This window comes from Kribbella sp. NPDC051936 (assembly GCF_040680955.1).
Taxonomy (GTDB): domain Bacteria; phylum Actinomycetota; class Actinomycetes; order Propionibacteriales; family Kribbellaceae; genus Kribbella.
On sequence record NZ_JBFAXS010000002.1, the window covers coordinates 927,468 to 949,014 of the forward strand.

20 protein-coding genes are annotated in these 21,547 nt (G+C 69.6%); 7 read left to right on the plus strand and 13 right to left on the minus strand.

Annotation, left to right across the window (positions count from 1 at the left end):
• Positions 1-57: 57 nt before the first annotated feature.
• From AB0L64_RS10000 to AB0L64_RS10040, 9 genes are all read right to left on the minus strand, one after another.
• Positions 58-453: a hypothetical protein gene (locus tag AB0L64_RS10000; protein WP_363709708.1), complete on the minus strand. Its 396-nt coding sequence runs from the start codon at positions 451-453 to the stop codon at positions 58-60.
• Positions 450-677 (minus strand): hypothetical protein, encoded by a 228-nt coding sequence (locus AB0L64_RS10005; protein WP_359922441.1) that lies wholly within the window; start codon positions 675-677, stop codon positions 450-452. The genes AB0L64_RS10000 and AB0L64_RS10005 overlap by 4 nt, the downstream gene beginning before the upstream one ends.
• 201 nt (positions 678-878) lie before the next feature.
• On the minus strand, positions 879-1,256 hold the full coding sequence (locus tag AB0L64_RS10010; protein WP_363709710.1) for a hypothetical protein: 378 nt from the start codon (positions 1,254-1,256) through the stop codon (positions 879-881).
• On the minus strand, positions 1,253-2,593 hold the full coding sequence (locus tag AB0L64_RS10015) for a restriction endonuclease fold toxin-2 domain-containing protein (protein ID WP_363709712.1): 1,341 nt from the start codon (positions 2,591-2,593) through the stop codon (positions 1,253-1,255). The genes AB0L64_RS10010 and AB0L64_RS10015 overlap by 4 nt, the downstream gene beginning before the upstream one ends.
• A gap of 16 nt (positions 2,594-2,609) precedes the next feature.
• A complete protein-coding gene (locus AB0L64_RS10020) occupies positions 2,610-2,870 on the minus strand; it encodes a hypothetical protein (RefSeq protein ID WP_130388988.1) in 261 nt (86 codons plus the stop codon).
• 17 nt (positions 2,871-2,887) lie between these two features.
• A complete protein-coding gene (locus AB0L64_RS10025) occupies positions 2,888-3,565 on the minus strand; it encodes a hypothetical protein (protein ID WP_363709714.1) in 678 nt (225 codons plus the stop codon).
• Positions 3,562-6,306, minus strand: a complete 2,745-nt coding sequence (locus AB0L64_RS10030) for an FtsK/SpoIIIE domain-containing protein (protein WP_363709716.1) — start codon at positions 6,304-6,306, stop codon at positions 3,562-3,564. Before AB0L64_RS10030 ends, AB0L64_RS10025 begins: the two co-directional genes overlap by 4 nt.
• A gap of 118 nt (positions 6,307-6,424) precedes the next feature.
• Positions 6,425-6,820, minus strand: coding sequence for a VOC family protein (locus AB0L64_RS10035; RefSeq protein WP_359922425.1), 396 nt, complete (start codon positions 6,818-6,820; stop codon positions 6,425-6,427).
• A 7-nt stretch (positions 6,821-6,827) separates the two neighbouring features.
• Positions 6,828-7,025: a hypothetical protein gene (locus tag AB0L64_RS10040; RefSeq protein ID WP_355698345.1), complete on the minus strand. Its 198-nt coding sequence runs from the start codon at positions 7,023-7,025 to the stop codon at positions 6,828-6,830.
• A 132-nt stretch (positions 7,026-7,157) separates the two neighbouring features.
• Between AB0L64_RS10040 and AB0L64_RS10045 the strand changes: the two genes are divergently transcribed.
• The 5 genes from AB0L64_RS10045 (at position 7,158) to AB0L64_RS10065 (ending at position 15,948) form a co-directional block, all read left to right on the plus strand.
• Complete coding sequence (locus AB0L64_RS10045) at positions 7,158-10,232, plus strand: PD-(D/E)XK nuclease family protein (protein ID WP_363709719.1); 3,075 nt, start codon at positions 7,158-7,160, stop codon at positions 10,230-10,232.
• Positions 10,233-10,268: 36 nt separating this feature from the next.
• A complete protein-coding gene (locus tag AB0L64_RS10050) occupies positions 10,269-13,772 on the plus strand; it encodes a UvrD-helicase domain-containing protein (RefSeq protein WP_363709721.1) in 3,504 nt (1,167 codons plus the stop codon).
• Between the two features lie 495 nt (positions 13,773-14,267).
• Positions 14,268-14,615 carry a metalloregulator ArsR/SmtB family transcription factor gene (locus tag AB0L64_RS10055; RefSeq protein ID WP_363709723.1) on the plus strand — a complete coding sequence of 116 codons (348 nt, stop codon included), beginning with the start codon at positions 14,268-14,270 and terminating at the stop codon, positions 14,613-14,615.
• Positions 14,616-14,848: 233 nt separating this feature from the next.
• A complete protein-coding gene (locus AB0L64_RS10060; protein WP_363709725.1) occupies positions 14,849-15,328 on the plus strand; it encodes an SRPBCC family protein in 480 nt (159 codons plus the stop codon).
• Positions 15,328-15,948 carry a dihydrofolate reductase family protein gene (locus AB0L64_RS10065; RefSeq protein WP_363709727.1) on the plus strand — a complete coding sequence of 207 codons (621 nt, stop codon included), beginning with the start codon at positions 15,328-15,330 and terminating at the stop codon, positions 15,946-15,948. The genes AB0L64_RS10060 and AB0L64_RS10065 overlap by 1 nt, the downstream gene beginning before the upstream one ends.
• Positions 15,949-16,115: 167 nt before the next feature.
• Here the strand turns inward: AB0L64_RS10065 and AB0L64_RS10070 are convergent, their stop codons facing one another.
• From AB0L64_RS10070 to AB0L64_RS10080, 3 genes are all read right to left on the minus strand, one after another.
• Positions 16,116-16,685 (minus strand): LysE family transporter, encoded by a 570-nt coding sequence (locus AB0L64_RS10070; RefSeq protein ID WP_355698356.1) that lies wholly within the window; start codon positions 16,683-16,685, stop codon positions 16,116-16,118.
• A gap of 761 nt (positions 16,686-17,446) precedes the next feature.
• Positions 17,447-17,680, minus strand: coding sequence for a hypothetical protein (locus tag AB0L64_RS10075; RefSeq protein WP_355698358.1), 234 nt, complete (start codon positions 17,678-17,680; stop codon positions 17,447-17,449).
• Entirely contained in the window at positions 17,673-18,626 is a 954-nt protein-coding gene (locus AB0L64_RS10080) for a hypothetical protein (protein WP_363709730.1), read from the minus strand. The genes AB0L64_RS10075 and AB0L64_RS10080 overlap by 8 nt, the downstream gene beginning before the upstream one ends.
• A 331-nt stretch (positions 18,627-18,957) precedes the next feature.
• Between AB0L64_RS10080 and AB0L64_RS10085 the strand changes: the two genes are divergently transcribed.
• Positions 18,958-19,167: a hypothetical protein gene (locus AB0L64_RS10085; RefSeq protein ID WP_363709732.1), complete on the plus strand. Its 210-nt coding sequence runs from the start codon at positions 18,958-18,960 to the stop codon at positions 19,165-19,167.
• Positions 19,168-19,351: 184 nt separating this feature from the next.
• Positions 19,352-19,978: a DUF6308 family protein gene (locus AB0L64_RS10090; RefSeq protein ID WP_355698362.1), complete on the plus strand. Its 627-nt coding sequence runs from the start codon at positions 19,352-19,354 to the stop codon at positions 19,976-19,978.
• Between the two features lies 1 nt (position 19,979).
• Here AB0L64_RS10090 and AB0L64_RS10095 read toward each other — a convergent pair whose 3' ends face one another.
• The gene (locus AB0L64_RS10095) at positions 19,980-21,488 is read right to left on the minus strand and encodes an LLM class flavin-dependent oxidoreductase (RefSeq protein WP_363709734.1); all 1,509 of its coding nucleotides are present in this window, start codon (positions 21,486-21,488) and stop codon (positions 19,980-19,982) included.
• Positions 21,489-21,547: the final 59 nt, after the last annotated feature.

Consider the following 21,547-nt stretch of genomic DNA (forward strand, 5'->3'; position numbering starts at 1 on the left):
GCCGTACCGAGGTGACCGGTGCCGGAAGGGGTCACCCGGCACCGGTGGATCGCAACCTCAGCGGAAGACCCGGTACGACGGCCACGCGGACGGCGGCGCCGCGCCGTGCGGACCGAGGTCGCGGTCGGAATGCAGCGGGTCGGGGTCCTGCCGCTCGGTCGTGGAGTGCAGATCCGGCCACGGCCGGGGCGGAAGCGACTCGCGCGGCGGCAGCCTCAGGTCGGGATCGGGACCCAACTCCGGATCGAGCCACTCGATCACCGTGGCACCGCCGTGCCCGTGGATCGCGACCACCGACTCGATGCTGTCCCAGACCGTCGTGGTCGGGTAGTCGCCGTACCAGCGCAGCGCGACCGCGCCGTCGGTGAACTGCACCCCCTCGGCGACGGGTCCGGTGCCGCTGACACCGGAGACGTCCTGATGACGGATCAACCGGAAGCGACGGGAGCTCATGTCGGCGCGACCTCCCACAGCCGCTCCCCCGGCAGCCTCCGCCCCGGTCCTGGATCGTGGTCCGGAATCGGGTCGCTCGTCACCCGCAACCCGGCGAACCTGCGCGACATGGCCGCCGCGTACCGCTCGGCCAACTCCGCCTCGGCCCGGTAGTCGGCGACCACATGATCCCCGAACCAGACCCTGACCCGACGACGCTCCACCCGGACCGCACCGTCGGCCATTTCAACACACCCGGCACCGAATCGAGCCGGATCCCACCAACGCCCTCGCAAGCCAACCCTTCACGTCAATCCCTTCCACTGCCCTGTGGGGATGGGTTCACAGGAAGTGACGACCCCACGAGCGGTTCATGACGCGAATCCCGGGAAATTTCTCACAGCCCGTGAGAATCACTTCCACGGTCGCCGGAGATCGACACGGAGTCAGCCGATCCGTTGCCGGATCTCGGCCGCGGTCAGATCGCCGGTCAGCTCCACGGTCCGCATCGAGGCGGGCTCGATCAGGTGTACTCCTGACTGCCCGGGCAGCACGACCCTGACGAACCACTCCGCGAAGTCGGCCGCCGCCTCCGCGTCCGCAGGCTCCAGACTCACAGCCTGCCCGGACCCACTCAGCGCAACCCCGAGCTCCCGCGGCGCCGGCTCCAGAGGAATCAAGGCCTCGAGCGCCATCGTCGACCCCGGGACCGCCCCGGTCTCGACCCGCGCCGCCGGCCAGCGCTCGGCCAAGGCCTCCGCGAAGCGCCCGGTGTCCACCACCCACTCAGGCTCCTCGAGTGGCGCAACGATGTACTCCGTCATAAGCCTTCCCTTTGCATCAGAGTCACCTGGCCCGGTATCTCCAGCGCTCGCATACGGTCCTCGAAGTATGCCGCCGCAGCCCCGTCGTTGGTGATGATCTCGAGCCCCTCGACTGGATTGGTGTCGTCGTCGATGACTTCCCGGTACTTGAGCAGCATGTGATCGTTCTTCTCCTCCGCGATCTTGCGCAGGAACGGAGGCAACGAGTCCGGCCGGTAGAACGACGAGTCGGAGGTCGGAGCGACGTACTTCGCGTCCTGGGCTCGCCGCAGGAGCTGGTCTAGCCCGTCGGCCCACACCGCGCGCGGCAGCCGCTCGTCCCGGGTCAGCCGGAACTCGATCGGGCCGCAATGCCGGCGCTGGAACTCGGCCTCGGGACCGGAACCCACGATCGGCCGGACCCGGCCCGCTTCGGTGAGCCGCTGCCGGTACGAAGCGAAGTCGCGGTCCAGGTCCTCCGGCTCCACCTCCGGACCGGCGATCTCGGGCAGGTGGATGTCGACGACGAGCGGTTCGAGGTGCGGATCTTCCGAGAGGTCGAAGGTGGCTTCGAGCTGGTCTGTGGTGATGGTGACAGTGGCGCGCTCCCAGTGGCGGTTCCCGTCCTCGGTCATTGCCTCGAGCAAGGCTTTGACCGCCTCGGCGAGCTCCACGTCGATCTCAAAGTCGCGAGCCAGGCGTTCCGCGCGTTCCTGCTCTTCCTCCTCGTCCGGTTGCTCGGGCTCCTGGGTCTCGTCGGAGGTCGCTGTGAACTCGAAGTCGCGGGTCAGGCGTTCTGAGCGCTCTTGCTCTTCCTTCTTGTCGGGTTCCTCGAACATCAGCTCGCCGGTTTCGGTGACGGTGATCTCGAGTTCCAACGGTTCCGGGTCGTCGCGGTTCTCGTCGTCCTTCTCGCGGGCCTTGCGGTACTTCTCGAAGGCTTTGCGGGCGACGGTGATGACGGCGGGCTCATCGTCCTCGGGGACTTCGACATCTTCGTAGGTAACGCTGAGGCGCTTGGTCTTCAGATCGACCGATCCGCCGGTGGCGCGGTTGCGCTTGGCTGAGTCCGAGGACGGGCGGTTCGTGGACGGGCCGCTGTCGCCGACGAGGCCTTCGGCCCAGCCGCGGGCCTTCGGTGGGGCCATCGACAGGAAATGGGCGGCGGCTTCGCAGGCACGGGCCGCGGCGTCGAGTTGCTGGGCGGCGACGGTGGCCTGGCCGCGGGACGCCAGCAGTGCCAGCTGGGCGTTCTCCCGGCAGCGAGCCGCCGTACGCGTGAGCTGCTCGACGACACGCGGGATCTCGTCGAAGCAGTCGACCAGGCCGCGGGCGACCCGCTGCAGCTCGGACGGCACCGTGGTGACTCGGGCGTCAGATCTGGTCGGCGTAGTTCTTGCAGCCGGCCGAGGCGATCTCGAGTGCCTCGGCGGCCTGCTCCACGGCCTTGCTCGCGGCTTCGAGGATCTCGGTGATGTCGCGGTCGATGCCGGTGGCCGTACCCGCGATCAGGCTCTCCACCAGCTGACTGTGCTGAGTGAACCTGAGCTTGAACCCGGCCAGGCCGCCCGCCGCCTGCTTGGCCTCCATCGAGACCTGGTGCAGCTGTTCCTTGAGCCGTAGTACGTCCGACACCTCAACCCACTCCCAAACTAGTTGCGCTTCTTCGGCAGCACGATCGCCGTACCCGCCACCACGACCGGCACCAGGATCCCGAGCCACCAAGGCAGCCCGGCCGCCATCAGCACGAGCACCGCGGCGGCACCGCCCCAGCCCCACCAGCGCGCGCCGGGCAGCCGGGGCAGCCCGAGCACCCGCGACGCGGCCAGCATCGTGACGGCGGCGATCGCCGCGGCCTCGACCCCGGCCAGGAACGAGCCGGTCAGCACCCACACCAGCACGAACCCGGCCAGCGCCAGGACCGCGCTGATGGTACGCCGCTTGCGCCGCTCCTGGAGGGCCCGGGCCTTGGTCCGCAGCTCCTCCAACTGGTCGACGCTCTCGGCGAGCTGTTCGGTGATCCGCTCGGCGATCTTCTCGATGTCGTTCAGCGCACGGATCTCGGGCAGCGTGTGGTTCGCCCGTGTCCCTTCCGCGGGCAGCCCGGCGCGCTGCAGGCTCTCGGCGGCCTTCTCGGCGAGCGAGTTGAGCCGCGTCTGCAGCTTGCGCCCGCGCTCGGCCATCGCATCGGCCTCGGCCGCCGCGGTCGCCTCCGCTTTCGACTTGTGCGCCGTCACCCGGTCCTGCGCCTGCTGCGCGTCGGCCCGCGCCATCGCGACCGTCCGGAGCGCACGCGTGTACTCCGACCACTCCTGCTCTTCGGTCTTCATCGCCGCACCAGCTCCACCGCGCGATCCACCTCGTCCGACCGCAGCGCCGCGTACGGTACGACGACCTGCGCCTCCGGATGCAACCCGTCCCACAGCAACGCCCGGTGCGGCTCGGACGCCCAGCGCACCAGCGGACCCGCCACCGCGCGTACGCCGTCCTGCGGGTGCCGCAGGAACAGATGCGTCGCCACGTTCGCGCGCCCGTACCCGAGCTGTTCGGTGCAGACGTGCAGCCGGTTCCACCACCCGAACGTGATCAGCCCGTGCGCCGGCCCATCCCGCACGATGTCCTGCAGCACGTTCGCCGGGCTCTCGAAGAACCCCTCGGCATGCACTTGCATCCGCGGTACGCCGTGGAACCCGAACCCGAGCAGATACGTCCCCGCGGCCTCCCCGCTCCGCATCGCGTCCCGCAGCGCGAACAGCCGCGGTGCGATGTCATCGTGCTTGTCGACGGTCTCGACCTCGCACCCGAGCTGCCGCAGCACCTGCACCAGCGCATCCTTGCCCTCGGCAACAGACGGTGCGGAGTTCGTACCGTCGACGAAGAGGAAGCGTGGCGGCTCCATTGCCCCGGCGGCCGTCGACACCGCCAACCCGGTCAGCACGCCGAGAGCGTCCGCCGGCCCGTCGCCCAGCACGAGTACGCCGGCGCCGGGCTCGGGCTGCACCTCGACCGCGACCGGCTCCTCGGTCACCGCGATCGGCAGCCCGGTCCACGGCCGGCCGAGCTCGGGCTTCACCGCCGTCGCCGTGTCCGCCAGCCGCGCAGGCTCGGCCAGGTGGAACACCCGCGGCGGGTGCACCGCCGTACCAGCCCGCGTCCACAGCTCCTGCCGCAGAGAGTCCAGCACGGCCTTGTCCGCGAAGCTCACGAGCACATGCTGGTTGTCGTCCGGCGAGCCGAAGTTCGCGTTCAGCACGGCCTCGCCGCGGAACTGCAGCTCCGCCGCCGCTGTGTTCCCACTGCGCAGAATTGCCTGCGAGTCGGCCGGTGTCGTCTTCAACGCGATCCGGTACGGCACCTGGCCGAAGATCGAGTCCCGCCGCGTCGACAGCCGCTTCACCCCCTCGATCGTCTGCGTCGCCAGCACAACGTGCACGCCGTACGCGCGCCCCAACCGGACCAGCCGCTCGAGCAGCTTCGCCGCCTCGTCCGCCAACTCGTCGTCGTCCTCGAGCAGCACCTGGAACTCGTCGAGTACGACGAGGATCCGCGGCGGCCGCCCCGGGCCCGCGGGGAGCTCCGCGATGTCCGCGACGTTCCCGTGCGACTTGAAGATCTCGCTGCGCCGGGCGAGCTCGTCCGACAGGTGACGCAGTACGGCGAGACCGAACGCGCGGTCGCTGTGCACCCCGAGCACCCTGATCTGCGGCAGCCAGTGCGGCCGATCCGGGCCGGGGCCGAGCGCCGAGAACTCGACACCGTGCTTGAAGTCCAGCAGGTACATCTCCAGGTCGGACGGCGAGTAGCGCGCGGCCAGTCCGTGGATGAGCACGAGCAGCAGGTTCGACTTGCCTTGGCCGACCGCGCCGCCGACCAGCACATGCGGCAGGGCCGGGTTGCCGCTACGCAGCCGCACCAACGCCGGCGTGCGGTCGTCGTACCCGATCACCGTGCCGATCTCGTCCTTGACCGGTTGCCACCAGGTCGAGCGGTCCGGCAGCGTCCGGTCGAAGTCGATGGTCGGGAGGACGGCGATCTCGGCCTGCTCGGCGATCACGTCGCAGATCCCCGCGGCGACGGTCGCGTCGAACGGCGGATCCAGCCGGGCCGGCGGCAGCTGCGCGATCTCGACCCGGTCGTTGACGATGGCAACCGGATTGAGGAGATCGAGCAACTGTTTCGAGTCGACGTCGAGCTCGGCGGCCGTCGACGCGTCGTAGTGGACGAGGAAGCAGATGCCGCGCCGGCCGGCGGTCGCGGCCAGCCGGAGCAGGTCGCGCTGGGCGAGTGTGTCGATGCCGAACGGGTAGTCGAACAGGACGACCACCCGATAGGGATCGGTGACCTGACCGGTCTCCTTCAGCAGGTCCTCGAAGCGCTCGTGCCCGAGTTGCGCCTGCCGGCTGGCCCGCAGCGACGACACGTCGACGAGGCCGGACAGCACCGTGTGCAGCTGTTCCGCCGTATGCGTTGCCCTAGGCACCAATTGCGGGTACTTCGTGGTCAGGTGCCCGAGCAGGCCCATCATCCCGGTCAGCTTCGGGTCGAACGCGTCGATGCGCAGCCGGAACGGTTCCGACGCCGCGACCAGCCGCAGCGCGATGCTCTGCAGCAGGCGGCGAGCGGACTCGTGGCGGTCGCCGGTCACCTTCCAGCCGTTGGTGCGCAGCAGCGGCGCGACGACCGGCGTACCGGCCTCCAGCTCGCCGACCCGCACGTACGCCGGGACGCCCGCGCCGATCAGCTGCCGCGAACGCCAGCGGGCGTCGTTCGGCGGGATCGATGCCAGTCCGGGGGCAAGCCGGTCCGCGAGCAGCCGGGCCCGGGGCTCCGCGTCGGACAGCGCCTCCGCCGTCTTGGCGTCGACCAGCGACCGCGACTCCCGCCGGGCCGCCGCCGTCTGTTCTTGCAGTTGCCGGTGCAGCTTCACGGCGCGCTGGTGCTCGCCGTACGTCAGGCGGCGGGCGTTGTCCAGCAACTGCCCCAGCGCATGCTGCAAACCGCGGATCCGCGCTTCCAGGAGCTCCGGTGCGGCCGGACCGGGCGCACTTCCCCCGTCAGGCTTCTCCGTCACGAGCATCGTCCTTCCACACTTGCCCCGCGACCGTACTGATTGCCCCGTTGATTGCCTGGTGTAACCATGTCACACCAGTGGCCCCAGTGGTCACTCCAGGTATCAGTAGTCTCACCTGCTAATCAGGAGCGACGATCTCGAGCTCGTAGCCGTCGGTGTTGTGGAGGAAGGCGGCGTAATGCTGCGGCCCGCCGGCGTACGGATGACGGTCCGCGAACATCAGCGTCCAGCCGTGCTCGGCGGCCTCCGCGACGATGCCGTCGACCTCGGCCCGGCTGCCCGCGTTCAGTGCCAGATGGTTCATCCCGGGCCGCATCCGGTCGTGCTCGGCGGCCGACATCGCCGGGCTCTGCTCGACGACGACATAGCAGCCGTCCGGGGCGGCCCAGGTCATCCCGCCCGGCCAGCCGTCACCGTCCTTCCAGCCCAGCCGGTTGAGGACCCAGCCCCAACTCGTGACGGCCCGGGACAGGTCCGGGACCCAGATCTCGACGTGATGCACCGCGGCGGCCATCGGAGCATTATCTGTGCTCGGCGTCATGATGCGACACGGCCATCGAGATCGCGCCGGACAGCAGCAGCCAGCCGAGCGAGGCGACCAGCCACGGCCACCACGGACGGGCCTGCGCGGCCTCGGCGACGGCCTTGCCGAACAGCCCGCCGGAGGGCGCGAGAACGAGCACGAGCAACACCCGCGCGAACCGCGTCTCCCTGGTCACTTCTTCATTGTGCGAGGCAGCCGCCGACCCTGCAGAAACCTTGGCGTTTCGCGCCCCGTCATCTTTCTGTCCGTGGCAGGGTTTACGGTCTGCGGTGACAGTGCGGTGACAGTGGACGGATCGGGGGCTGGAGTGAGCACGACCCGGATCGAGAGCACGGCGTACGGCGCCGCTGCTCTGGAGCGCCTGCACACCGTCGTCGCGCGGCTGAAGGCCGACGATCCGATGACCCCTGTCACCCTGCTCCTGCCGAACAATCTGGCCGGCGTCGTCGCCCGCCGTCACCTCGCCCGCTCGTCGATCGGCGGGCTGTATCTGGCGACCCTCGAGCGGCTGGCCGAGCAGATCGCGGCCGGTCTGCTGACGCCGCGTCGTCCAGCCACCCGGCCGATCGTCGCGGCCACCTGGCGGACGGCGCTCGCGAAGGCTCCCGGGATCTTCGAGGAAGTCGCCGAGCACCCGTCGACCATTCAAGCGCTCGCATCCGCGCATCGTGAGCTCCGCGACCTCACCGATCCCGCGCTCGACAACGTCGCGCACGCGTCGGCGCTCGGCCCCGACCTGGTTCGGCTGCATCGCTATGTCACCACCGAGCTGGCCGCCGAGTGGTACGACGAGACCGACCTGCTGCGCGCCGCCGCGGCCCGCATCGCGGCGGCGCCCGAGGTCGTCGGCGAGCTCGGGGCACTCGTGCTGTATCTCCCCCAGGAGCTCACCCAGTCCCAGGCTGCTTTCGTCGCCGCGCTCGGCGACGCCGCGGCCGATCTCACCGTCATCGTCGGGTTGACGGACGTACGACGGGCCGATCGCGCGGTCCGGCGATCGCTCGAGCGGATCGGGATCGACCTGCCGCCGTCGATCTCGAAGAACTACCCGGTCGCCACCGAGATCCTGAACGCGTCCGACGCCGACGACGAGGTGCGTTGCGTGGTGCGTGACGTCGTCGCGGCCCTGGAGCACACGCCGGCGCATCGGATCGCGGTGCTGTACGCCGCGGCCTCGCCGTACGCACGGCTTCTGCACGAGCACCTGGGCGCCGCGCGCATCGAGGTCAACGGACCGGGGACGCGTCCGGTGCACGAGCGGGCGATCGCGCGCACGCTGCTCGAAGTGCTGGCGCTCGTCGACCAGGATCTGCCGCGCGCGGACGTGTTCCGTGCGCTGGCGAACGCGCCGACGCGGGACTTCGCCGGCGAGCGCATCCCGGTGCCGCAGTGGGAGCGGATGTCGCGGGCGGCCGGGGTGGTGCGCGGCGACGACTGGGACACCCGCCTGGCGCGGTATGCCGAGTCCGAGCGGCGGACCGCCGACCAGGAGGAAGCCGCCGAGGATCCCCGGCCGGCCGCGATCCGGCGCGCGCAGTACAACGCTTCGATGGCCGAGCGCCTGCACAGGTTCGCTTCGACCCTGCGTCGACGGCTCGGGAGCCTGGCAGAGCTTGAGACGTGGTCCTCGCTGTCCGAGGGCGTGCTGCAGCTCTTCCATGACTTGCTCGGGGACTACTCGTCGCTGCCGATCGAGGAGCAGTACGCCGCGGCCGCCGTCGAGGGGTCGTTGAAGGGTCTGTCGACACTCGATGAGCTCGGGACGCCGGCGAGTCTCGCCGTCCTGCGGGACGTTCTCGATCTGGAGCTGCAGCAGTCACTCCCCCGCGTCGGCTCCTTCGGCACCGGCGTTCTGGTGGCGCCGTTGTCGGCGAGCGTCGGGTTGTCGGCCGACATCGTGTACGTCGTCGGTCTGTCCGAGGATCTGTATCCGGGCCGGGTCCACGAGGACGCGCTGCTCCCCCACCGGGTGCGCGAGGCAGCCGCGCCCGAGCTCGCGTCGTTCCGCGATCGTCTGGACGAGAAGCAGCGGCACCTGCTGGTCGCGTTCTCGGCGGGCGCGCGCGTGGTGGCGTCGTTCCCGCGCGGCGATCTGCGCCGGTCGTCGCGACGGCTGCCGACGCGCTGGTTGCTCGGATCGCTGCGGGAGCTGACCGGTGACCACGGTCTGCCGGCGACGCAATGGGATCGGTACGGCGAGATGTTGCGGACGTCGGCGTCGTACGCCGGTTCGTTGACCACGGCAACGATGCCGGCGACCGAGCAGGAGTGGCAGACGCGGGCCGCCGCGGCGAAGTTGTGGGTGCAGGACCGGGTGCTCGTGCAGGCCCGGGAATTGCTGCGGGGGCGTGCTTCCAGCGCGTTCACCCGCTTCGACGGCGACCTGTCCGGCGTGTCGGGTCTGCCCGAGTTCGCGGTCGAGGACCGGATCGCCTCGCCGACCTCCCTGGAGTCGTATGCGACGTGCCCGCACGCGTATTTCGTCGAGCGGCTGCTCCAGGTGGAGCCGTTGGAGGCTCCGGAGGATCTGCTCGTCATCTCTCCCGTCCAGGTGGGCAACCTGATCCACAACAGCCTCGACGCCTTCGTCACCCGGCTCGCCGGTTCGCTGCCTGGGTACGGCGAGCCCTGGACGGAGGAGCAGCGGTCGCTGCTGCTGGCGATCGGCGCGGATCTCGCGGACCAGTTCGAGGCCGAGGGCCTGACCGGTCACCCCCGGCTGTGGCAGCGCGAGCGGTTGCGGATCCTCGGCGATCTGATGATGCTGCTCACCGACGACGACCGCTGGCGTTCGGAGCGGAACGCGTCGGTCGTGGCCAGCGAGTTGACGTTCGGGTTCGACGGCGAGCCGCCCGTCGAGATCCCGGTGCCGTCCGGACGGGTGCTGTTGCGCGGGTCCGCGGACAAGGTCGACCTCGGCGCGGACGGCACGATCTACGTCACCGACGTGAAGACCGGCGGCTTCTCGCGGTACGAGGGCATCGAAACGGATCCCGTCGCCGGCGGGACGAAGCTCCAGCTGCCCGTGTACGCGTACGCCGCCCGCGCGCGCCTGGGCGAGCCGTCCACCCCGGTCGAGGCGTCGTACTGGTTCGTCCGCCGCGGCGGCAAACGGATCCCGGTCCCGCTGACGCCCGAGGTCGAGGCGCGGTACGTCGACACGCTCGACGTGATCGTGTCGTCGATCGCGGCCGGGTTCTTCCCGCCGAAGGCGCCCGAGGTGCCCGACTTCCTGTGGGTGCAGTGCCCGTACTGCAATCCCGACAGCCTGGGGCACAGCGAGGTCCGGGCCCGGTGGGACCGCAAACGTCACGACCCCGTCCTCGAGCGCCTGGTGCGGCTCATCGACCCGACCGCGCTGGAGGTGGCCTCGGATGAGTAGCCGTCGCCGCCCGATGCTCCGGCCAGGAGGCTGCCGATGACCGAGCAGTTGCTCGACGGGGCCGCGCGCGACCGGATCCGGTCCGACACCGACACCACGCTGTTCGTGGAGGCGGGTGCCGGGTCGGGGAAGACGCACGCGCTGGTCGACCGGGTCGCCACGCTGGTGCTGCGCGACGGCGTACCGCTGCGGACCGTCGCCGCTGTGACCTTCACCGAGAAAGCCGGGGCGGAGCTGCGGGACCGGCTGCGGGTCGAGTTCGAGCGGGCGCGCAAGGGCTCGGCCGGCCGGCTCGCCGATGCGGCGCTCGACGATCTGGACTCGGCGTCGATCGGGACGCTGCACGCGTTCGCGCAGCAGATCCTGCTCGCGCATCCGATCGAGGCCGGGCTGCCGCCGCTCATCGACGTCCTCGACGAGGTCGGCTCGTCGGTCGCCTTCGAGGAACGCTGGGCCGAGCTGCAGCAGCAACTTCTCGACGACGACTCGATCGCCGAGCCGCTGCTGCTCGCGATGGCCGTCGGTGTCGAGCTGAAGCACCTCCGGTCGCTGGCCCGCCTGTTCGGCAACGACTGGGACCTGATCGCGGACCGGGTCCTGGTCGACCCGCCCGAGCTGGTCGCGATGCCCGACCTCGGCGGCCTGGTCGCCGCGGCCGCGCAGATCGGCGCCGCGGCCGATTCCTGCCTCGACGCCGACGACCGGCTGCTGCCGAAGGTCCAGCAGATCCGGGAGCTCGGCCTGATGCTCGACGCCGCATCCGACCAGGAGACGCAGCTCGCGCTGCTGCAGACGTTCCGCGGCCTGAAGGTGGGCCGGATCGGGCGGAAGGAGAACTGGCCGGACATCGCGAAGGTCCGCGCGGACTGCACCGAGGTCGTCGAGGTCGCCGGTTCCCTCGTCGAGCTGCTCCTTGATGCTTGCCTTCGGCACCTTTCACACTGGATCGCGGAGCGGGTGCTGGAGTCGGCGGAGCTGCGGCGGGCCGAGGGCCGGCTGGAGTTCCACGACCTGCTGGTGCTCGCGCGTGACCTGCTCCGCCGCGACGCGGACGTGCGTGCTGCGCTGCAGGAGCGGTTCGAGCGGTTGCTGCTGGACGAGTTCCAGGACACCGACCCGATCCAGATCGAGCTCGCGGTCCGGATCGCCGGCGGCGCGGAGGCCGACGCGCCGGACTGGCAGGACGTCGAGGTTCCCGAGGGGCGGCTGTTCGTGGTCGGCGACCCGAAACAGTCGATCTACCGGTTCCGGCGCGCCAACATCGCGACGTACCTCACCGCCCAGGAGCTGCTCGGCGAGACGGTCGCCCTCACCACGAACTTCCGCACGGTGCCGGCGATCCTGCAGTGGATCAACACCGTGTTCGGCACACTGATCCAGCCGCAGGAGTCGGCGCAGCCGTCGTACCAGTCCCTCGCCCCCCACCGCACCAACCCGACCACCGCCACTTCGGCTGCCGGTTCGCTGTCATCCGCCGGCACCTCACGCCCGTCGCGCCTGGGCAGCCGACCTGACCAGGACGAGCCCGGCCCGACGTACCCCGAGCCGGTCCAGGGCGACCAGCTCTCGATCTTCGACGAGCCCACGCTGTTCGACGAGCCCTCTCCCGACGAGGTGGCTGACCTCGCCGCGGTCCTCCCGTTCCGCCGCCGCGACGACGCCGTCGACGTACCGGTCGAGGAAGCACCCGAGGATCCAGCGGCCGGCCCGGCCGTGACGATCCTCGGCGCCGTACCGCACGACGACCTGCCCCGCGCGCAAGCCTCAGTCCTGCGCGAACGCGAGGCCACCGACGTCGCCTCCGTCATCGAAGAGGCCCTCCGCGACGGCTGGCTGGTGTACGACGAGCGCACGGAAACCTGGCGCCCCGCGGAAGCCGGCGACATCGCGGTCCTCGTCCCGGCCCGCACCTCGCTCCCGTTCCTGGAGGACGCGCTAGACCGCGCCGACATCCCGTACCGCGCGGAAGCCAGCTCGCTCGTCTACCAGACCGCCGAGGTCCGCGACCTGCTCGCCTGCGCCCGCGCGCTCGGCGACCCGAGCGACCAGCTCGCGCTCGTCACCACGCTCCGCTCGCCGCTGTTCGGCTGCGGCGACGACGACCTGTACACCTGGAAACGCGACGGCGGCCGATTCATCCTCACCGCCCCGGTCCCCGACCAGCTCCTCACCCACCCGGTCGCCGAGGCGATGGAGTGGCTCCGCCGGACGTACTACGCCGCCCGCTGGCTCACCCCCAGCGAGGTCCTCGCGAAGATCGTCGCCGACCGCCGGATGCTCGAAGTCGCCGCGATCGGCCCGCGCGCCCGCGACGCCTGGCGGCGGATCCGGTTCGTCGTCGACCAGGCCCGCGCGTGGTCCGAGGTCGAGCACGGCGGCCTCCGCTCGTACCTGGCCTGGGCCGCCCACCAGGGCGAGGAGACGTCCCGCGTGGCCGAGGCGGTGCTGCCCGAGACCGACGCCGACGCCGTCCGGGTGATGACGATCCACGCCGCGAAGGGTCTCGAGTTCCCGATCGTCATCCTCTCCGGCATGACCGCGTCCCCGAACCGCCAGCGCGGGGTCCAGGTCCTCTGGCCGCTCACCGGCGGGTACGCCGTCAAGCTGAAGTCCTCCGTCCAGACCGAGGACTTCGACCTCGTCCAGCCCGTCGACGAGCAGATGGACGACTACGAACGCCGACGCCTCCTGTACGTCGCCGCGACGCGCGCCCGCGACCACCTGGTCGTCTCGCTGCACCGCTCCGGCAACCGCCGCCACACCAGCAACGCCGAGCTCCTCGCCACCGCCGGCGGCGCCGACGCACCGCACGCCACCGTCTTCACCAGCCCGCCGGTCCCCGACCGCGAGCCCACCGCCAGCCCCGACGTCACCCCACCCATCTCCCGCACCGATTGGGAAACCCGAGCCACCGCCGCGCAATCCGCCAGCCGCCGCCCCTCCGCCCGATCAGCCTCCGGCTTGGAGGGCACGGGCCCCGAGCTCGCCCTCACAGATCCTGCTTCCGGCTCCGACCACGAACCCGTCGACCCCGGCACCGCGAAGGCCGCCCGCGACCTCGAACTCCCGCCCTGGTCCAAGGGCCGCTACGGCACCGCAATCGGCCGCGCCGTCCACGCCGTACTCCAGGTCGTCGACCTCTCCACCGGCGCCGGCCTGGAAGCCGCCGTGTCAACGCAATGCCTCGCCGAGGGCGTCCTCGAGTACGCCGACGTGGTCACCGCCCTTGTCCGCTCAGCCCTGGCATCCGACGTCGTACAACGCGCCGCAGCTCGCGACCACTGGCGCGAGTCGTACGTCGGCACCGAGCAACCCGACGGCACCATCCTCGAAGGCTTCGTCGACCTCATCTACCGCGAAGACGACGGCCGCCTGACCATCGTCGACTACAAAACCGACGTCATCCCCGCCTCAGCCCTGGACGCGAGAGTCGCCTACTACGCCCCCCAACTCCAGGCCTACGCCCAAATCCTCCCCAACACCGCCCCGCCCGTGCTCCTCTTCCTCAACCCCACCACCGCCGTAGAACGCCCCCTCTAACCTCCACCCACTCCCGCGCCACCCCAGCCCTCTCCCCCCACCCCAAGCCGCTCGAGCCGCAATCCCCCCGAGCCCGCCCGGATCACGCCGGGTCGCGTCGAACCCAGCCGGTTCACGCCGACCCCCAACGCGTCATCCCGACTCGCATCGCGCCCCACCGCGGCACGCCGAGCCCACCATGCCCACCGGACCGGACCGGACCGAGTCGACGTCCCGGACCAGCCGCGCGTCCCGCCTCGTACAGCCGCTAGGCACCGCGGCCGCCCCAGGCACATCCGCACGCCAGGCAGGTGACCGAGCAACAACTCAGCCCGCCGAACGATCCCTGCCGCCCGCCCAACCCGACGGCGTGCGCTGCCCTGCTCGGCCAACGCGGCCGGTGCACGACCCGCTCGGCTCACGATCCGTCCCCAGCACGACGCACCGCCCGAGCCGCCGCGGCCCGGCATCACACCCATCCTTGACGCATGCCCATATAGGCATATGATGACGTTCATGGCACGAGCAGCCACGACGTCCGACGTCTTCAACGCCATCGCCGAGCCGCAGCGCCGGCAGATCCTGGTGCTGTTGCGGACAGGCGAACGCCCGGTGACCGAGCTGGCCCAAGAGCTAGGCATGACCCAGCCCGGCGCATCCAAGCACCTGCGGGTACTCAGGGAGGTCGGGCTGGTGCAGGACCGCAAAGCAGGTAAACAGCGCCTGTACGGACTCGACGCCCGCGGACTGCGCCCGGTCCACGAGTGGATCGGCGGTTTCGAGCAGTTCTGGAGCGAGAGCTTCGACCGGCTGGACGCCTACGTACAGGACCTCAAGCACGCAAGGCAGGAGGACAACCAATGAGCGCGAAGGCCCAAGGAGCACCCGCGCACCTCGCGTCCGCACCGGGAGTATCGGCACAGTCCGAGACCAGACCCGACGAGTTGGCGCAGTCCGAGACGGGGCCTGCGATATCAGCGCAGTCGCAGACGCAACCCGCAGTACCAGCACAGCCCCAGGCGGAACCGGGAGGACCGGCGCGGACCGACACGGAATCTGCGGCACCAGCGCAACCCGACACGGCACCAGAGGTATCGGTGCGCGCCACGACGGCCGACCGCGAGATCGTCATCTCCCGCATCATCGACGCCCCACCGGAGGTGGTTTTCGAGGCGTTCACCGACATCCGGCACCTGTCGCAGTGGTGGGGTCCGGACGGGTTCACGACCACCACGCGGTCGTTCGAGTTCCGCGTCGGCGGCGAGTGGGTCTTCGTACTGCACGGGCCGGACGGGACCGACTATCCCGAATGGATCTCCTGGACCGAGATCGTCCCACCCGAGCGGATCGCCCTGGTACACGGCGAGTACCGCACCGACCCGGACGCCTTCGAGTCGCTCATCACGTTCGAGCCCGACGGTACGGCGACCCGGATCGAGATGCGCACGGTCTTCCCGACCAAGGAACTGCGCGACGAGGCAGTCGAGAAATACCACGCGATCGAGGGCGGCCAACAGACCTTGGGCAACCTGGCTGCCTACATCACCGAACTCGTCCTGAAAGGAACGCAAGACTGATGGCAGGCAAGGTGTACTTCGGCGTATCGATGTCGCTCGACGGCTTCATCGCGCCCGACTCCCCGGAGGACCTGATGGGGAAGCAGTGGATGGAACTGCAGCGATGGGTCTTCCCGCTGCGCTTCTTCCGGGAGAACCTGAAGCTCGGCAAAGGCGGTGAGGAAGGCCGCGACAACGACATCGCGCGCGAGACGTTCGAGCGCACCGGCGCGAGCATCATGGGCAAGCGGATGTTCGACGCCGGCGAACGAATGTGGCCGGAAGAGGCGCCGTTCCACACGCAGGTCTTCGTCGTAACGCACGAGAAGCGCGACCCCTGGGAACGCCCGGGCGGAACCTCCTTCCACTTCATCAACGACGGCATCGAGCCGGCCCTCGACCAGGCCCGCCAAGCCGCGGGCGACCGCGACGTCCGCATCGCCGGCGGCGCCGAGACAATCCTCCAGTACCTCAACGCCGGCCTGATCGACGAGTTCTCAATAGCCTTGTCCCCCGTACTGTTCGGCACCGGAATCCGCCTGTTCGAAGGCATCGACGCCAGCCGCATCGCCCTCACACAGACCCACGCGGAGTCCTCCCCGAAGGTCACCCACCTGACCTACACCGTCCACGACCGCTAGCCCTCCAGAAACGGCAACCAGCGCCTCCAACACCCGACGTTGTCAGACAACGCGTCCGCGGTGGCAACAGCTCTCATGGGCTGTTGCCACCGCGAAGCAGCAGGACGCGAGCTGCACCCAGGACAGGTGATCGCGGTTGCCAAGTCCCCGCCGCGAACGCCGCTCAGTCAGGCGACCAGGCGTATCGCGAGTACGACGATCAGCAGGCTCGACGCCAACGTGGTGACGAGCCGGCCGGTTGCCCCGGTCAACAATCGCCCGAGCAACGCGCCACCGCCCGCGAGTAGCAGCTGCCAGCTGGCTGACGCCACGAATGCTGCCACGACGAACACGATCCGTTCACCGACTCCCGCGACACCGGACCCGCCCACTATCAGCGCGGCGAAGTAGATCATCGTCCACGGGTTGAGCATCGTCATGCCGAGCATTCCGAAGTACGCCGTGCACGCGCCGATCGGTGTCTCTTGCTGCAACGCAACGATCCGCCGCTCGCGATAACGCCGTACCGCCTTGGCCGCACCAAGGACGGCCAGTCCAATCAGCACGACGACCGATGCCCACCGCAACGGTCCGACGATCGGCACCAGCAGCGGAGCCAGCACGGTGCCGGCACCCGCGGCCACCGCCGCGTACACGCCGTCAGCCGAAGCAACCCCGAGCGCCGCAAACGCCCCGATCCGCAACGAACTCCGCGCAGTCAACGCCACCAGATAGGTCCCGACAGGCCCGACCGGCATAGCAACCCCAAACCCGGCCAAGAGCCCCGCGACCGCCACCCCGATCACAACGGACCGAAGCTCGACCCCCTACAACGACCGACCTGCTGCTGAACCCGAGCCGCCAAGGCCACAGGTTCCACAAGCAACAGTCCAAAGGTCGCAGTAATCATGCGTTCATGATGAGGTGCTGTCCGGCCCTCCTCAACCGAATTACCGATTGCCAAGACGGCCAGGAAGCCGGGCGGGGACGACCGCGAGTCGAGGCCTACCTACTGCCTCCGCGTCAGTGCGCCGCTCCCCGTCCTCAACTGCCTCAAGGCATTCCTGGATCGAGTTCGTCAGAAATGCGAGTTCGGCGCGAGTCATCGCGACCGCTATCTTATCGGGGTCGAGCCCAACACACCGGACTGATTCGTCACTAGAAGGAAGTAGTCGCATGAGAGCGCCTCAAGCAGGTCATGGATCCGGCACCTGGTTCAGTTGTCGCCCTGGCCTGTAGTACGACGCCCGCTGGCTCGCTGTCGTTGCGGACCACCCGGGTAGCGCGCGCCCGTCCCCGCATCTCACCCCCGCCAGCCTGCAAGTCGTCGAGCGCGTGCATGACGACCCGTGACCACGCGTTTGGCGGGCCCGAAATTCTTCACTCATGGCGCGGTGTTCTCGAACGCCACCATTCCATGTCTCGATCCTCACCTTGTGCGCTCCTCCGGCGGCTGCCGCGTCCGCAGTCCCTCGGATGTAACACCCTCGCAGCGGACCAAGCGCTTCGCCCTGCGCATTTACTCTTCGCTATCTCGAACCGTCGCACGAGCTCGTTCCAGCTGTGCTCGATAGTCCGACGCGAACGGCGCGGCGAGAAGGCTCTCCAGAGCCGCGCTCATGTCCCAGAACACGCGCTGCTCAGCTTGATCCGCAAAACCCGCAGGCTCTCCGGCTTCGTCGGTCCGAGCCAACCAATCGAAAAGTACTAGTGCCTGATCGCGGGACAATCCCAGCAAGATTTCGTCAGCCACCGCCAAGACCTCCATGCTGAAGAACGTTGCTCAGTTGAACGGGGCTCACCGTCGCGACGACGTCGTTGCGCGCGTTGTACGTACGCCGGGTCACCGCACCCACGGCATCGATCGAGGCGACGTCTCGCCCGAGCGTGTCGTACGAATGCCGAGCGCCGTGTCCCAGGCTGTCGAACACGCGGATCAGATTGCCGTCGGCGTCGTAGTGGAACGTGGCAGTGGCCCCGGTCGGATCCGTCTGACGGATCAACCAGTTCCGCTCGTACTCGTTGATCCACTTCCCACCCGTCGGGTCGGTCATCGTCGACGTGCCGCGGATGCCCTCCGTGTCCCACGACCACGTCGACCGGCCGCCCTTCCCGTCGGTCTGGGCGACGACGCGCCCGTCAGCGTCGTACTCGGTCACGTACGCCGGCTTGGCCGCGTCCCCCACCGTCTCCGACGTCAGCCGCCCGTCGACGTACGAGTACCGCGTCCGGATCCCGCCCGGCGACGTCACCCCGACCAGCCGTCCGTCCAAGTACTCGTACCGCACCGTCCGCGGCGCGACGCCCGGGCCCGACAACCGCACCGACGCGATCTGTCCGCCGGCGTTGTACTCGTACGACAGCGACCGCCGCCCGTTCGTGACGGTCTGCACGCGGCCCGCGGCCCGGCTGACGACCACCCCCTGACCGTTGCGGTCCCGGATGGCCTGCAACTCGCCGCCGGCCGAGAACTGCATCCGCACCTGGTCGACACTCGTCAGCACGTACGTCGACCCCGACCGCGCCAGCGTGAAACGCGCAGGCCCCGGCTCGACGACGAAGCCGGCACCTTCCCGCGTGAACCCGATCTCCCGCCCGTCGGACGCCAGGTACCGCGCACCACCCGGCGACAGCTCGAGCCGATCCGAGTACGACGCCCGCCACCCGGCGCCGAGCGAGCCGGCGGACGGGTCGTTCAATCGCGAACGGCCCGAAGAACGCCCGCGCCTGCTTGTCCGGGAGCACGAACCCGGGCGCACCCGCGTAGATCATCACCGAGGTGCCCGCCGATCCCTTGCCGTTCGTCAAGGACACGTCGAGCAGGTTCGGTGAGCCGACGAATTTGCAGTCCAGCGGAACGGTGACCGACCAACTCAGCGACTGGGTCCGGGCCGGCTTCGGTTTCGGCACGTTCTCACAGGGCCAGTGGTTGACCTGCCATGTGCGGACGTCGGTGATCCGGAGGTTGCACAGGTCGATCGTCAGGTTGAACGTCCGGGCCTGGAAGGTGAAGGTGACCCCGGTGCCGGCGTGCGCCATGCCGCCGTCGTTGGCGACCTGCGTGCCGGTGCTCAGGACCTCACCGTTCCCGGAGACGGTCAGGTCCGGGTGCAGGCAGGGATACTCGTCCGGTCGCGCCGCCTGCGCGGCCGGGGCGACGGGCACGAGCAGGAGGACCGCGAGGACGAGCAGAAGGAGCCGGTGCCGCATGGTTGCCTCCGCTCAGTCGTGGTGTTGTGACAGAGAGTTTACGGAGTTCAGCGTGCGGAGAGAGCGGATGATTACAGGTTGTGGATAACGGGAAGTGACCCTGGCGTGCAGGTCGCCCAGGAGTCGCTACGATCTGCGGAAACAGACTGAGTAAACGTTCGAATGCTGTCCGCCCGCCGGCGGGTCTGCCACCACGAGTGTGAGGGTGTGGCTCATGAACATCGGTACCCGGAAGATCGTCGTCGACGAGGCGATCGCGCAGTTGCGGCTGTACGCCGAGACGAACGGCGCCGTGCTGCAGTACTACGACGGGCTGCCGGGGATGACCACCGTCGGCGGCTCCGACCCGAACCGGGTCACGCTCGACGACCTGGGCCGGATCATGGTGATCGGCGCCGACCTGCGCGCGATGGACATCCCGTGGCTGCTCGAGGTGGAGGCCGAGAAGGAGCTCGCGGCGATCCCGGTCGACGCGCGCCTCGAGGACGCCGAGCCGGGCAGTGAGCTGTTCGAGGCGGCGATGGCGCTCGACGACAAGTTCACCGGCCACCGCGGCTTCGGGCACGCGAAGAAGTCGAAGCTGCTGCACCTGAAGCGGCCGTACCTCTACCCGGTGACCGACAGCTTCATCCGGATGACGTACGGGTCGGCGTCGGCCGGCGCCGAGTTCCTGAAAGCGGTCCGCGAGGACCTGGTGAACCCGGCCAACGTCCGCGACTTCAAGCTGCTGCAGGTCCGCCTGATCGCGGAGCCGGCGACCTCGGCCGCCCGCCTGCTCGGCGAGGTCCCGACGCTCCGGCTCCTCGACATCCTCGCCTCTCTCCTCGGAGAGGCGAAGTAGCTCAGAGCACCCCGAGCCGGGCCAGCGGCTCGACCAGCTCCCGCTCCTCGTAGGACAGGTGCGACAGCAGCGTGTCGTCCAGCAGGTCGACGGCCGCACGCAGACCGTCGATGTCGCCTGACCCGTCAACCAGTGCGACGAGTGCCTTGTCGACGCCTTCGAGGACGTCGTGGATGATCTTGTGCTCCTCCTGCAACCGGTCCACGACCGGCCCCAGGGCGGGGTCGGCCCGGCGAAGGTGCGGGAACAGCGAGGCGTCCTCCAGCGAGTGATGCGTCGTGACCAGCCGGCAGTACGACTCGCAGTACGTCCCCAGCGTCCAGTTGTTCTGCCGCATCGTCATGGTGTTGATGTGCGACCGCGCCGCACCGACCCCGAGCGTCCCGGCCGCGACCTGCTCGACCAGATCGCGGACCTGGTCGAGCTCCGCGCGCAGATGGTCGTGGACGTCGATCAGGTGCTGACCGGACTGCAGCTGGTACGGCGTGTACGTCCGCGACGGGTCCGGCGCCGGACCAGTCGGTCGCGCGGACTCGTCCAGCAGCTGAACGGCGCTACGCCGCACAGCGGGAGGTGGTGTCGGCACGACGCCGAAGCCACCGGCCGGAACAGGCGCTGTAGTCACCACGCCGCCCGACCGGGCGACCGAGACGGCCTCGCGCACGCCAGCTGCCACCTCAGCGAAGCGCCGGATGTCTTCCGGGTCGTCCGAGGCGAGGATGTAGGTGCTGATGCCCTCCCCCAGCGTCAGCTCGGTGAGCTGGTCGATCCACAACTCCTCAGGACCCTGCAGGAACCCCCCACGCCCACTGAACTGACCGGACACGTTGTACAGCCGTCGGACCGCCGACGGATCCCGTCCCGCCTCCAAGGCAGCCTCGTCGATGATCTTGTTCATCGCGGCGAGCTGGTCCGGCCCGGCGTACCCGCTGCTCGGCAGCCAGCCGTCGGCGAGGCGTCCGGTCAGGGCGAGCATCCGCGGCTTGTAAGCACCCAGCCAGATCGACACGTCGTGGGCGGGCGCCGGGCCGCGCTTGGCACCGGCAACCGTGTAGTGCTTGCCGGCCAGCCGGATGCCGCCACCGCCAGGAGTCCAGACCTCGCGCATGATCACGATGGCTTCCTCCAGTGCGGTGATGCTCTGTCCGGTGGTCAGCCGCGGCCCACCGTTCGCCGCGACCGCGTCGAGGAACCCGCCCGCGCCCAGGCCGAGCTCGACCCTTCCGCCGGTGATCAGGTCCAGCGTCGCGACGCTGCACGCCAGCACGACCGGGTGCCGGAGCGGCAGGTTGGCGACATTCGTGGACACCTTGACCCGCGAGGTCTGGGCGGCGACGACGGACAGCAGCGTCCAGGCGTCCATCAGCCGCGGCTGGTAGGGATGGTCCTGGAAGGTCACCAGGTCGAGCCCGACCTGCTCGGTCAGCTGGGCCAGCGCGATCACGCGGTCCGGGGTGTCGACCGCGGGGGTCAGGAACGTGCCGAAGACCAGCTCGTGGCCGTAATCCATGATTCACCTTTCGAAGTTCGCTCCGCGAGCAAAACTACTTCGCTAGGCAGATAATCTCA